Source organism: Streptomyces sp. NPDC014907 (assembly GCF_055562975.1).
In genome coordinates, this window is sequence record NZ_JBVHEG010000003.1 from 356,282 (window position 1) to 368,779 (window position 12,498).

At 76.0% G+C, this 12,498-nt stretch carries 12 protein-coding genes and 1 riboswitch; of the genes, 7 read left to right on the forward strand and 5 right to left on the reverse strand.

Annotated features, from left to right (window positions below; genetic code table 11):
* Nucleotides 1-69 precede the first annotated feature (69 nt).
* From ACZ3IL_RS10775 to cobM, 3 genes are all read left to right on the forward strand, one after another.
* Nucleotides 70-210, forward strand: a complete 141-nt coding sequence (locus ACZ3IL_RS10775; RefSeq protein WP_467388739.1) for a DUF6126 family protein — start codon at nt 70-72, stop codon at nt 208-210.
* 133 nt (nt 211-343) lie between these two features.
* Nucleotides 344-1,567 (forward strand): precorrin-6y C5,15-methyltransferase (decarboxylating) subunit CbiE, encoded by a 1,224-nt coding sequence (cbiE, locus tag ACZ3IL_RS10780; RefSeq protein ID WP_467388741.1) that lies wholly within the window; start codon nt 344-346, stop codon nt 1,565-1,567.
* Nucleotides 1,564-2,313, forward strand: a complete 750-nt coding sequence (gene cobM / locus ACZ3IL_RS10785; RefSeq protein WP_467388743.1) for a precorrin-4 C(11)-methyltransferase — start codon at nt 1,564-1,566, stop codon at nt 2,311-2,313. The genes cbiE and cobM overlap by 4 nt, the downstream gene beginning before the upstream one ends.
* A gap of 69 nt (nt 2,314-2,382) precedes the next feature.
* On the opposite strand, the gene ACZ3IL_RS10790 is transcribed toward cobM, so the two are convergent.
* The gene (locus tag ACZ3IL_RS10790; RefSeq protein ID WP_372460710.1) at nt 2,383-2,457 is read right to left on the reverse strand and encodes a 50S ribosomal protein bL37; all 75 of its coding nucleotides are present in this window, start codon (nt 2,455-2,457) and stop codon (nt 2,383-2,385) included.
* 119 nt (nt 2,458-2,576) lie between these two features.
* Between ACZ3IL_RS10790 and ACZ3IL_RS10795 the strand changes: the two genes are divergently transcribed.
* Both ACZ3IL_RS10795 and ACZ3IL_RS10800 read left to right on the forward strand, forming a co-directional pair.
* Nucleotides 2,577-2,855 (forward strand): CopG family transcriptional regulator, encoded by a 279-nt coding sequence (locus ACZ3IL_RS10795; RefSeq protein WP_388694895.1) that lies wholly within the window; start codon nt 2,577-2,579, stop codon nt 2,853-2,855.
* Nucleotides 2,852-3,265 carry a PIN domain-containing protein gene (locus ACZ3IL_RS10800; protein WP_467388746.1) on the forward strand — a complete coding sequence of 138 codons (414 nt, stop codon included), beginning with the start codon at nt 2,852-2,854 and terminating at the stop codon, nt 3,263-3,265. The genes ACZ3IL_RS10795 and ACZ3IL_RS10800 overlap by 4 nt, the downstream gene beginning before the upstream one ends.
* 14 nt (nt 3,266-3,279) lie before the next feature.
* On the opposite strand, the gene ACZ3IL_RS10805 is transcribed toward ACZ3IL_RS10800, so the two are convergent.
* On the reverse strand, nt 3,280-4,404 hold the full coding sequence (locus ACZ3IL_RS10805) for a cobalt-precorrin-5B (C(1))-methyltransferase (RefSeq protein ID WP_467388748.1): 1,125 nt from the start codon (nt 4,402-4,404) through the stop codon (nt 3,280-3,282).
* Between the two features lie 12 nt (nt 4,405-4,416).
* On the opposite strand from ACZ3IL_RS10805, the gene ACZ3IL_RS10810 reads away from it, so the two are divergent.
* Nucleotides 4,417-5,148 (forward strand): cobalt-precorrin-6A reductase, encoded by a 732-nt coding sequence (locus ACZ3IL_RS10810; protein WP_467388750.1) that lies wholly within the window; start codon nt 4,417-4,419, stop codon nt 5,146-5,148.
* 45 nt (nt 5,149-5,193) lie between these two features.
* On the opposite strand, the gene ACZ3IL_RS10815 is transcribed toward ACZ3IL_RS10810, so the two are convergent.
* Genes ACZ3IL_RS10815 through ACZ3IL_RS10825 form a run of 3 tightly spaced genes read right to left on the reverse strand, consistent with a single transcriptional unit; the run spans nt 5,194 to nt 8,566 of the window.
* Complete coding sequence (locus tag ACZ3IL_RS10815; RefSeq protein WP_467388752.1) at nt 5,194-6,696, reverse strand: precorrin-2 C(20)-methyltransferase; 1,503 nt, start codon at nt 6,694-6,696, stop codon at nt 5,194-5,196.
* Nucleotides 6,693-7,346 carry a precorrin-8X methylmutase gene (locus tag ACZ3IL_RS10820; protein WP_467388754.1) on the reverse strand — a complete coding sequence of 218 codons (654 nt, stop codon included), beginning with the start codon at nt 7,344-7,346 and terminating at the stop codon, nt 6,693-6,695. The genes ACZ3IL_RS10815 and ACZ3IL_RS10820 overlap by 4 nt, the downstream gene beginning before the upstream one ends.
* Nucleotides 7,343-8,566 carry a cobalamin biosynthesis protein CobG gene (locus ACZ3IL_RS10825; protein WP_467388755.1) on the reverse strand — a complete coding sequence of 408 codons (1,224 nt, stop codon included), beginning with the start codon at nt 8,564-8,566 and terminating at the stop codon, nt 7,343-7,345. The genes ACZ3IL_RS10820 and ACZ3IL_RS10825 overlap by 4 nt, the downstream gene beginning before the upstream one ends.
* A gap of 109 nt (nt 8,567-8,675) precedes the next feature.
* Nucleotides 8,676-8,812, forward strand: a riboswitch (cobalamin riboswitch).
* Between the two features lie 39 nt (nt 8,813-8,851).
* Here ACZ3IL_RS10825 and cobN point away from each other — a divergent pair.
* A complete protein-coding gene (gene cobN / locus ACZ3IL_RS10830) occupies nt 8,852-12,457 on the forward strand; it encodes a cobaltochelatase subunit CobN (RefSeq protein WP_467388757.1) in 3,606 nt (1,201 codons plus the stop codon).
* Nucleotides 12,458-12,498 lie beyond the last annotated feature (41 nt).

Below are 12,498 nucleotides of genomic sequence, written 5' to 3' on the forward strand. Positions count from 1 at the left end.
CCCCGTCCCGGACCCCGTCCGCACCGCCGGCCCCCCGCCCTCTCCTCCGGGCCCCGTACGCTGGAGGGCATGACCGAACCCGGGACCGACACCGAGCGCTGGAAAGAGCGCGGCGTGATGCTCCGCGTGTTCGTGTACGTCTTCGCCACGCACGCCTTCGCCGGCTTCGTCTGGATCCTCTTCTCCGTGGGGCAGCACGCCCAGAAGTGAACGCGCCCCGAGGCGGGCCCGGTCACGGGGCGCACGCGGCGGCGGGGCGGGAGCGGGCACGCCCGGAGGCGGGCCCGGGAGTGACGACGCCCACGGAGAGGCGGAACCCCGGGCTCCCGTAGAGTTCGGCGGCGTGAACGGTGCGATAGCGGTCGTCGGAATCGGCGCGGACGGCTGGGACGGGCTCCCCGAGGCCTCCCGCCGCGTGCTGCGCTCCGCCGAGGTCCTGATCGGCGCCCCCCGCCAGCTCGGCCTGCTGCCCGCAGGCGACTGCCCCGGCGAACGGATCGCCTGGCCCTCCCCCCTCCGCCCCGCCGTCCCCGGCCTGATCGCCGCCCACGAGGGCCGCGCGATCGCCGTCCTGGCCAGCGGCGACCCCTCCTTCCACGGCATCGGCCGCACCCTCGCGGAGACCGTCGGCGCCGGCCGGCTCCGCGTCCACCCGCACCCGTCCTCCGTCTCGTACGCCTGCGCCCGGCTCGGCTGGCCCCTGGAGCGGACCGAGACGGTGTCCCTGGTCGCCCGGCCCCTCGCCGCCCTCGCCGCCGTCCTCCACCCCGGACGCCGGGTCCTCGTCCTCGGCGAGGGCCCCGGCACCCCCGCCGACGTGGCCGCGTACCTCCGCGACACCGGCTGGGGCGGCACCCGCGTCCGGGTCCTGGAACAGCTCGGCGGCCCCCGCGAACGGGTCCTCGACGCGACCGCCGCCGACTGGCCGTACGAGCGGACCGACGCCCTCCACGTCCTCGCGCTGGACTGCGTGCGCGACCCGGGCGCCCTGCGGCTCGGCGCCGTGCCCGGACTCCCGGACGAGGCGTACGAGCACGACGGGCAGCTCACCAAGCGGTACGTGCGCGCCGCCACCCTCGCCGCCCTCGCCCCCGCCCCCGGCGAACTCCTCTGGGACGTCGGCGGCGGTTCCGGTTCCATCGGCATCGAATGGATGCGGACCCACCGGTCCTGCCGCGCCGTCGCGATCGAGAGGAGCCCCGAACGGGCCGCCCGCATCGCCCGCAACGCCGACGCCCTCGGCGTCCCCGGCCTGCGGGTCGTCACCGCCCCGGCACCGGAGGGCCTGGCCGGCCTCCCCACCCCGGACGCGGTCTTCGTCGGCGGCGGCCTGACCGCCCCCGGCCTGCTCGAAGCCTGCTGGGACGCGCTGCCCGCCGGCGGACGGCTCGTCGCCAACACCGTCACGCTGGAGTCCGAGGCGCTGCTCGCCGGGGCCCACCGCCGCCACGGCGGGGAGCTGGTCCGCCTCGCGGTCGCCACCGCCGCCCCCGTCGGCGGCTTCACCGGCTGGCGTCAGGCGATGCCGGTCACGCAGTGGTCCGTCACCAAGGAAGAGGAAGCATGACCGTCTACTTCATCGGCGCGGGGCCGGGCGCGGCCGACCTCATCACCGTGCGCGGCGCGCGGACCCTGGCGAAGTGCGGGGTCTGCCTCTACGCCGGCTCCCTGGTCCCCGTCGAACTGCTCGCCGAGTGCCCGCCGGACGCCCGGCTCGTCGACACGGCCCGGATGGACCTGGACGGGATCGTCGCCGAGATCGCCGCCGCCCACGAGGCCGGGCGGGACGTGGCCCGGCTGCACTCCGGGGACCCGTCGGTGTTCAGCGCGATGGCGGAGCAGATGCGCCGCCTGGACGCGCTCGGCATCCCGTACGAGGTCGTCCCCGGCGTCCCGGCCTTCGCGGCGGCGGCCGCCGCGCTCAAGCGGGAACTGACCGTCCCCACGGTCGGCCAGACCGTCATCCTCACGCGCGTCGCGCAGCAGGCCACCCCGATGCCCGAGGGCGAGGACCTGGCGACCCTGGGCCGCAGCGGCGCCCTGCTCGTCCTCCACCTCGCCGCGCGGTACGTCGACCGGGTCGTCGCCGAACTCGTCCCCCACTACGGCGCCGACTGCCCGGCCGCCGTCGTCGCGATGGCCAGCCGCCCCGACGAGGTCGTCCTGCGCGGCACCCTGGACGACATCGCGGAGCGGACGGGGACGGCCGGGATCACGAAGACCGCCGTCATCATCGTGGGCCGCACCCTCGCGGCCTCGGAGTTCCGCGACAGCCACCTGTACGACCCGGCGCGCGACCGCCACGCCTGCTGAGGGCCGTCCGCGCGCGAGGAGGGGCCCCGGGGACATCTCCCCGGGGCCCCTCCGGCGCGTCGGCCCGGCTCAGGTGTTCGGCCGCTTGCCGTGGTTCGCGCCCTTCTTCTTCCGGGCCCGCCGCTTGTTGCCGCGCTTCGACATGAGACTCCCTCTCGGTTCATCGGTCGGGTGTTCGTCGGCAAGCCTAGGGGCGGGGGACCGGAGTCGCACGTGGACCGAAAACCGGTACGGCGCTCCGTACGGAGAGTATGGTCGTGAGTATGGCCACGAAGAAGGTGACGGTGACGATTCCGGAGGACCTCCTGGAGGAGGTCCGCGCCGAGGCGGCCGAGCACGGCTTGTCGGCGTACGTCGCGGAGGCGCTGCGGCTGCGTCGCGACCGCGACCGGTTGCGGGAACTGGTCGACTGGCTGGAGGAGGAGCACGGGCCGGTCACGGCGGCCGAACGGGCCGGCGCGCACGCCGAGCTGGACGAGCTCGACGCCGAGCACGAACGTCGTCGGCGGGCGCGGGAGGCGCGCACGGGTGAGGCCGCGTGACGAAGCGGACGGACCGGCGGCCCCGGGTCTTCGTCCTGGACAGTGAAGCGCTCTCGCTCGCGGTCCGGGGAGACCGCGTGATGATCGCCCGCCTCGACCTGGCCGCCCGTGGGGAGGCCGATGTGATCACCTCCCCCCTGACCCTCGTCGAGGCGTACGACGGCAGGACGACCGAGCAGCGCTGGGACTGGGTGCTGTCCCGTGTCCGGGTCGCGGACATCGGCAGGGACGAGGCCCGCCGGGCCCGCCGCCTCCTGGCCGACACCGGACTGCACGGGCACAAGTACGCCATCGACGCCGTCCTCGCCGTCGTCGCCCGGGAGCAGGCGGGCGACGTCACGGTCTTCACGTCGGACGTGGACGACCTGGAGAAGCTGGTTCCGGACCGGATCGTCGTCGTCGAGGTCTGACGGACCGGCCCGCCCTACGCCCCCGCCCCTCGCACCGGCGACCGCCCCACCACCGTCCCCGCCCGGTCGACGCAGACCACGTCCACCGCGACCGGGGCGCCGCGCAGGACCGCCAGGGCCTCGTCGCGGGCGCGGACGGCGACGAGGTCGCCCAGGGGGACGGCGGCGGCCTCGCAGAGGCGGAGGGCGGCCAGGCCCGTGTTCGCGGTGGCGATCTCCGCCGCCAGGGCCTCGGACGCGCCGCCCGTACGGGCCAGGTCCGCCAGGAAGCCCTTGTCGACCTGGGAGCGGGCCGAGTGCAGGTCCAGGTGGCCGGCCGCCAGCTTGGAGAGCTTCGCGAAGCCGCCGCAGATCGTGAGCCGGTCCACCGGGTGGCGGCGGACGTACTTGAGGACCGCGCCCGCGAAGTCGCCCATGTCGAGCAGGGCGATCTCCGGCAGGCCGTACAGGTCCGTCACCGTCCGCTCCGAGGTCGAGCCGGTGCATCCCGCGACGTGCGTGAGGCCGCCCGCGCGGGCCACGTCCACGCCCCGCCGGATGGAGTCGATCCAGGCCGAGCAGGAGTACGGGACGACGATCCCGGTCGTCCCCAGGATCGACAGGCCGCCGAGGATGCCGATCCGGGGGTTCCAGGTGGAGCGGGCGATCTCGGCGCCGCCGTCGACGGAGACCGTGACCTCCACGTCCCCCGTGCCGCCGTGCGCGGCGGCGACCCGCGCCACGTGCTCGCGCATCATCTGCCGGGGCACCGGGTTGATCGCCGGTTCGCCCACGTCCAGCGGGAGGCCCGGCAGGGTGACCGTGCCGACGCCGTCCCCGGCCCGGAAGACCACGCCGGAGCCCGGCGGCAGGAGCCGCACCGCCGAGCGGACCACGGCCCCGTGCGTCACGTCCGGGTCGTCGCCCGCGTCCTTGGTGACGGCCGCCATGGCCGTACCGTCGCCCAGGGACTCGGCGGTCAGCGCGAACGACGGCGTCTGCCCCTTCGGCAGCGTGATCGTCACCGGGTCGGGGAAGTCCCCGGTCAGCAGGGCCGTGTACGCGGCGGTCGTCGCCGCCGTCGCACAGGCACCGGTCGTCCACCCCGGCCGCAGACCGGTGTGCTTGAGTTGGGCCTCGCGCCCGCCGCCTGCACTCACGAAGGGGCTCCTGTGCACGTACTCGTTCTCGGCGGGACCACCGAGGCCCGCGCCCTCGCCGGACTGCTCCACCCCCGCGTGCGGGTCACCAGCTCGCTCGCGGGACGGGTCGCCCGGCCCCGGCTGCCCGAGGGCGAGGTCCGGATCGGCGGCTTCGGCGGCGCCGGCGGACTCGCCGCCTGGATCGGCGCACACGCGGTGGACGCGGTCATCGACGCCACCCATCCCTTCGCCGAGCGGATCAGCTTCAACGCGGCCCGTGCGGCCGCCGCCACCCATGTTCCCCTGCTCGCGCTGCGCCGTCCCGGCTGGGTCCCGGAGGAGGGCGACGACTGGCGTGACGCGGGCTCCCTGGCGGAGGCCGCCGCCGCCCTCGACGGCCTCGGCGACCGCGTCTTCCTCACCACCGGCCGCATGGGCCTCGCCGTCTTCGCCGCGCGCCCGGAGTGGTTCCTCGTCCGCTCGGTGGACGCCCCGGACGGCCCGGTGCCGGCCCGCGCCGAGATCCTGCTCGACCGGGGGCCGTTCACCCTGGAAGGGGAGCGGGAGCTGCTGCGCCGCCACCGGATCGACGTCCTGGTGACCAAGGACAGCGGCGGCGCGGCGACCGCCCCGAAGCTCACCGCCGCCCGCGAGGCCGGCGTTCCGGTGGTCGTCGTCCGCCGCCCGCCGGTCCCGGAGGGCGTCCCGGTGGCGACGACCCCCGAGGAGGCCGCCGCCCGGGTCCTGCGGGAAGCCCCCTGACGCGTGCGTGCGGGGCGCCACCGGGCGGGGCTTCCGGCACGCGCCCTAGCCGTACCGGCGCGGCGTCCACGTGAGCGTGCGGCCGTCCGCGCGTTCCACCGTCCGGGTCTGCGAGGAGCCGATCAGGAGCAGGGTGCGCATGTCGACCTCGGAGGGGTCCAGGGCCTTCAGGGTCACCACCCGCACCGACTGCTCCGGGCCGCCCACGTCGCGCGCGACGACCACCGGGGTGTCGGGGGAGCGGAGTTCCAGGAGCAGGTCGCGGGCGGCGGCCACCTGGTGGGTGCGGGACTTCGAGCCCGGGTTGTACAGGGCGATCACCAGGTCCGCCCCGGCGGCGGCGCGCAGCCGGTCCGCGATGACGTCCCAGGGCTTGAGGCGGTCGGAGAGCGAGATCGTCGCGTAGTCGTGGCCGAGCGGGGCGCCCGCGGCGGCGGCGGCCGCGTTGGCGGCGGTCACCCCCGGGAGGACCCGTACGGGCACGTCCGCGTACTCCGGCTCGCCCGCCACCTCCAGGACCGCCGTCGCCATGGCGAAGACGCCCGGGTCGCCGCCCGAGACGACCGCGACCCGCCGGCCGCGCCGGGCCAGGTCGAGGGCGAACTCGGCGCGCTCCGACTCCACCTTGTTGTCCGAGCCGTGGCGCCGCTGGCCGGGGCGCAGGACCGGCACCCGGTCCAGGTAGGTGGTGTAGCCGACCAGGTCGTCCGCGTTGAGCAGCGCCCCGCGCGACTCCGGGGTCAGCCAGGGCGCGCCCGCCGGGCCGGTGCCGACGACGACGACCTCGCCGCTCTCCCGTACGGGGGGCTCCTGGTCGACGCGGGAGGGCAGCACGGCGACCGAGAAGTACGGGACGGACTCCGGGTCCACCTCCGCCAGGCGTTCCGTCCGCTCGCCCGCCATGAACGCCCGCTCCACGTACCGGGCGTCCTCCAGGCGGCCGGCCCGCTCCAGGGCCCGCCGCACGGTGGGGAAGGTGCGGCCGAGCTTCATGACGACCGCCGAGTCGGTGCCCGCGAGCCGGGCCGTCAGCTCGTCCTCCGGGAGCGTGCCGGGGACGATCGTCAGGACCTCCTCGGCCTCGCACAGCGGCTCCCCGAGCCGGGCGGCGGCGGCGCTCACCGAGGTGACGCCGGGGATGACGGTCGTGTCGTAGCGGTGCGCGAGCCGCTTGTGCATGTGCTGGTACGAGCCGTAGAAGAGCGGGTCGCCCTCGGCGAGGACCGCGACGGTGCGGCCCGCGTCCAGATGGGCGGCGAGGCGGGCCGCCGCCTCCTCGTAGAAGTCGTTCAGGGCGCCCCGGTAGCCGCCGGGGTGGTCCGTGGTCTCCACCGTGAGCGGGTACACCAGCCGCTCCTCGATGTGGTCCTCGCGCAGGTGCCCGGCGGCGATCGAACGGGCGATGGAGCGCCCGTGGCGGGCCGAGTGGTACGCGACCACGTCGGCCTCGGCGATCGCCCTCACGGCGGCGAGGGTGAGGAGTTCCGGGTCGCCGGGGCCGAGGCCCACGCCGTAGAGCCTGCCGGGCGCCGTGCGGTCGGTGCTCATGCCTGGATCTCCGCTTCGTGCGCGAGGGCGTTGATCGCGGCGGCCGTCATGGCGCTGCCGCCGCGCCGGCCCCGGACGACGAGGTGGTCGAGGCCGAGGGTGTTGGCGGCGAGGGCGTCCTTGGACTCGGCCGCGCCGATGAACCCGACCGGTATGCCGAGGACGGCGGCCGGCCTCCCCGCGCCCTTCGCGACCATCTCCAGGAGGTGGAAGAGGGCGGTGGGCGCGTTGCCGATGGCGACGACGGAGCCTTCGAGGCGGTCGCGCCACAGTTCGAGGGCGGCGGCGGAGCGGGTGGTGCCCAGCTCGGCGGCGAGGCCCGGCACGGCCGGGTCGGAGAGGGTGCAGACCACGTCGTTGCCGGCGGGCAGCCGCTTGCGGGTGACGCCGCTGGCGACCATCTGCGCGTCGCACAGGACCGGCGCGCCGGCCCGGAGCGCGGCGCGGGCGCTCGCGACGACGCCCGGCGAGTACGCGATGTCCTGGACGAGGTCGGTCATGCCGCAGGCGTGGATCATCCGGACCGCCACCTGGGCGACGTCGGCGGGCAGGCCCGTGAGATCCGCCTCGGCGCGGATCGTGGCAAAGGACCGGCGGTAGATCTCCGTCCCGTCCTTCTCGTAGTCGAACATCCTGGTGCTCTCGCTCATCTCGTCGTACGGGCCGTGGTCACTGCTTCGGGCAGGGAGGTGCGGGGGGTGGGGGCGCCGTCCACCAGATAGCCGCCGCCGCCGGTGGCGAGGACGTCGACCCAGGTGCCGTGCGGGTGGCCGCAGCGGCGCTCGCACCCGGAGTAGTGGACGGGCAGGCCGGGGGCTCCCGGCACGGCGTCCGCCCGTACGTCCGCGAGGGACTTGGCGCAGCCGGGCCGCCCGGTGCAGGCGCTGACGCCGGCCCAGGGGGAGCCGGGGCGGGTGATCAGGCCGTGCGCGTCGAGTCCGGGCAGCCGGCCGGCCCCGGCGCCGGTGACGACGGCCCCGCGCCAGGGCGTGAGCCGCACCTCGCCGGCGGGCAGCAGGGCCCGCAGCTGGGCGGCGGTGAGGCGGCCGAGGGGGGCGAGGACGTGGAGGGCGGTCCCGCCGAGGGGGCCGGGGGCGGGGGGCGCCCCCCGGGGCAGGACCGGTTCCCGTACGTCCTCCGCCGCGATCCCGGCCTCCGCGAGCGCTCCCCGCACGTCCACGCCGTGCCCCTCCGGCAGTTCGCGGACGCGCCAGGCGCCCGTACCGGCGCCGCGGGCGGCGGTCAGGAAGGCGCGGGCGGCGGCGAGCGCGGCGCGCGGGGCGTCGGGGGCGGCGACGCGGACGGCCCGCGCGCCGGTGTGCAGGAGCGCGCCCTCCGGGTCCGCTGCGACCAAGGTCACATCCCCGCCGAGGCCGGTGACGTCGCCCCGGCCGTCGTCGAGGACGAAGAGGAAGCGGCCCGAGAGCGCGGCGGCCCAGGGCGCGGCGCAGAGCAGGCGGTCCAGTTCGCGGGCCCACAACTGCACGTCGGCGGCGCCGAGTCCGTCGAGGCCGGCGACCGGGGAGGCCACGATGTTGCGGACGCGTTCGTGGGTGGGGGAGGGCAGCAGGCCCGCCTCCGTCAGGAGCGGCGCCAGCTCCGCCCCGCAGCCGTCCGCCAGGCCGCGCAGCTCCGCGTTGCCGCGCGAGGTGACGCTGATCCGCCCGTCGCCCAGGGTCTCCGCCGCGTGCGCCAGGACCTCGACCTGATCGGGCGTCAGGCGGCCTGCGGGCAGCCGCAGTCGGGCGAGGAACCCGTCGTCGGCGGAGTGCAGGCGCAGGGCCCCGGGGCAGGCGTCGCCGCGGTCCCGTACGCGGGGTGCGCCGGGGGCGGGCGGCGGGGGCGGGGTGGGCGGCATGGCGGCGAGCATACCCACGGGGAACCGGCGGCCGGCGGGGTGCGACCGGTCCGGCTCCCGGGCTTCCGGGCCGGTGTGATCCGCCCGACCCTCCCGTTCCCTCCGGCCTCCGGAGCGCACGATCTAGGATGCAAGCGGCATGGGGTCCCAGGACCCCGGGGAGGAAGCCCGGTGAGATTCCGGCGCGGTCCCGCCACTGTGAGCCGGCCCGGCACCCCGGGGCGGTGAGTCAGGAACTCCCGCCGTCCACACGACCACCCGGGGCGCGGACAACCCCGAGGAAGGCCTGCGCTCGCCATGCTCCTGCTGCTGTCGCACTCCGACACCGACCTGCTCAGCGCCCGCGCGGCCGGCGGCCCGGTCGCCTACCGGTTCGCCAACCCGTCCCGGCTCCCGCTCGCCGACCTCCCCGGCCTCCTCGACGGCGCCGACCTCGTCGTCGTCCGGCTCCTCGGCGGGCTCCGCTCCTGGGAGGACGGGCTCGACGCGATCCGCGCCGCCGGGAAGCCGGTGGTCGTCCTCAGCGGCGAACAGGCGCCCGACGCCCAGCTGATGGAGGCCTCCACCGTGCCCGTCGGCGTCGCCACCGAGGCGCACGCCTACCTGGCGCACGGCGGCCCCGCCAACCTGGAACAGCTGGCCCGCTTCCTCTCCGACACCGTCCTGCTCACCGGCCACGGCTTCGAGGCCCCGGCCGCCGCCCCCACCTGGGGCCCGCTGGCGCGCACCCCCCGGACGACCGGCGGTCCGACGGTCGCCGTGCTCTACTACCGCGCCCACCACATGAGCGGGAACACCGCGTTCGTCGACGCGCTCTGCGAGGCCGTCGAGGACGCCGGGGCCCAGGCCCTCCCGCTGTACGTGGCCTCCCTGCGCGCCCCCGAGCCGGAACTGCTCGACACCCTCCGCACCGCCGACGCGATCGTCACCACCGTCCTCGCGGCGGGCGGCACCAGGCCCGCCGAGGCGCAGGCCGGCGGCGACGAGGAGGCCTGGGACGCGGGGGCGCTCGCCGCGCTCGACGTGCCGGTCCTCCAGGCCCTGTGCCTGACCGGTTCGCGGTCCGCGTGGGAGGAGAACGACGAGGGCCTCTCCCCGCTGGACGCCGCCAGCCAGGTCGCCGTGCCCGAGTTCGACGGGCGCCTCATCACCGTCCCGTTCTCCTTCAAGGAGATCGACGAGGACGGCCTGCCCGCGTACGTCGCGGACGCCGAGCGCGCGGCCCGCGTCGCCGGGATCGCCGTCCGGCACGCCCGGCTCCGCCACATCCCGAACGCCGGGAAGAAGCTGGCGCTCGTCCTCTCCGCGTACCCGACGAAGCACTCCCGCATCGGCAACGCGGTCGGCCTCGACACCCCCGCCTCCGCCGTCGCGCTCCTGCGCCGCCTGATCGCCGAGGGCTACGACTTCGGGCCCGTCGAGGACCTCCCCGGCGTGGTCTCCGGCGACGGCGACGAGCTGATCTACGCCCTCATCGAGGCCGGCGGCCACGACCAGGACTGGCTGACGGAGGAGCAGCTCGCGAAGAACCCGGTCCGCATCCCGGCCGCCGACTACAAGCGCTGGTACGCGACCCTCCCCGAGGAGCTGCGCGCGCGCGTCGAGGAGCACTGGGGCCCGGCGCCCGGCGAGATGTTCCTCGACCGGTCCCGCAACCCGGAGGGCGACATCGTGCTCGCCGCCCTGCGGCGCGGGAACCTCCTGATCCTCATCCAGCCGCCGCGCGGCTTCGGCGAGAACCCGATCGCGATCTACCACGACCCCGACCTCCCGCCGTCCCACCACTACCTGGCCGCCTACCGCTGGATCGCTGCCCGCGCCGAGGACGGCGGCTTCGGCGCCGACGCCATGGTGCACCTGGGCAAGCACGGCAACCTGGAGTGGCTGCCCGGCAAGAACGCCGGCCTGTCCGCCGCCTGCGGCCCGGACGCGGCCCTCGGCGACCTGCCGCTGGTCTACCCGTTCCTGGTCAACGACCCGGGCGAGGGCACGCAGGCCAAGCGGCGCGCGCACGCGACCCTGGTCGACCACCTGGTGCCGCCGATGGCCCGCGCCGACTCGTACGGCGACATCGCGCGCCTGGAGCAGCTCCTCGACGAGTACGCGCAGATCTCCTCCATGGACCCGGCGAAGCTGCCCGCGATCCGCGCCCAGATCTGGACGCTGATCCAGGCCGCCCGGCTCGACCACGACCTCGGCCTGGAGGAGCGCCCCGAGGACGACGGCTTCGACGACTTCCTGCTGCACGTCGACGGCTGGCTGTGCGAGGTCAAGGACGCCCAGATCCGCGACGGCCTGCACGTCCTCGGCGGCGCCCCGGAGGGGGAGGCCCGGGTCAACCTGGTCCTCTCCATCCTGCGCGCCCGCCAGATCTGGGGCGGTGCGCAGGCCCTGCCCGGCCTGCGGGAGGCCCTCGGCCTGGACGAGTCGGCCGCGACCCGCACCACCGCCGACGAGGCGGAGGCGGAGGCGCGCGAGCTGGTGGAGGCGATGGAGGCCGCGGACTGGGCGGTGGAGGCGGTGGAGTCGGTCGCGGCCGGCCGGAACGCCGACGTCCGGGCCGTGCTGCGCTTCGCCGCCGAGCAGGTCGTGCCGCGCCTGGCCGGCACCACCGACGAACTCACCCACGCCGTCCACGCGTTGAACGGCGGCTTCGTCCCGGCCGGCCCGTCCGGCTCCCCCCTCCGCGGCCTGGTCAACGTGCTGCCGACCGGCCGGAACTTCTACTCGGTCGACCCGAAGGCCGTCCCCTCCCGGCTCGCCTGGGAGACCGGCCAGGCGCTCGCGGACTCGCTCCTGGAGCGCTACCGCGCCGACAACGGCGAGTGGCCGACCTCGGTGGGCCTCTCCCTGTGGGGCACGAGCGCGATGCGCACCGCCGGCGACGACGTGGCCGAGGCGCTGGCCCTCCTCGGCGTCCGCCCGCTGTGGGACGAGGCCTCGCGCCGCGTGAACGGCCTGGAGCCGATCCCCCTGGAGGAGCTGGGCCGCCCGCGCGTCGACGTCACGCTGCGCATCTCGGGCTTCTTCCGGGACGCGTTCCCGCACGTCATCGGCCTCCTGGACGACGCCGTACGGCTCGTGGCCGGACTCGACGAGCCGGCCCCGGACAACCACGTGCGGGCGCACGTGCGGGCCGACCTGGCCGAGCACGGCGACGAGCGGCGCGCCACGACCCGCATCTTCGGATCCCGGCCGGGGACGTACGGCGCGGGCATCCTCCAGCTCATCGACTCGCGCGACTGGCGCACGGACGCCGACCTCGCCGAGGTGTACACGGTGTGGGGCGGCTACGCGTACGGGCGCGGGCTCGAGGGGCGCCCGGCGCGGGCCGAGATGGAGACCGCGTACAAGCGGATCGCGGTGGCCGCGAAGAACACGGACACGCGCGAGCACGACATCGCGGACTCCGACGACTACTTCCAGTACCACGGCGGCATGGTGGCGACCGTCCGCGCGCTCCGGGGCACGGCCCCCGAGGCGTACATCGGCGACTCGACCCGCCCGGAGACCGTCCGCACCCGCACCCTGGTCGAGGAGACCTCCCGCGTCTTCCGCGCCCGCGTGGTCAACCCGCGCTGGATCGAGGCGATGCGCCGCCACGGCTACAAGGGCGCGTTCGAGCTGGCGGCGACCGTCGACTACCTCTTCGGGTACGACGCCACGACGGGCGTGGTCGCGGACTGGATGTACGACAAGCTGACGCAGGAGTACGTCCTCGACCCGGAGAACCGGGCCTTCCTGGAGGAGGCCAACCCCTGGGCCCTGCACGGCATCGCGGAGCGCCTCCTGGAGGCCGAGTCCCGGGGCATGTGGGAGAAGCCTGACCCGGAGACGCTGGCCGCGCTGCGGCAGGTGTTCCTGGAGACCGAGGGCGATCTGGAGGGTTCCGACGACGACTAGGGCGTGCGCCGGAAGTCCCGTCCGGCGGCGCCCGGTTCGTG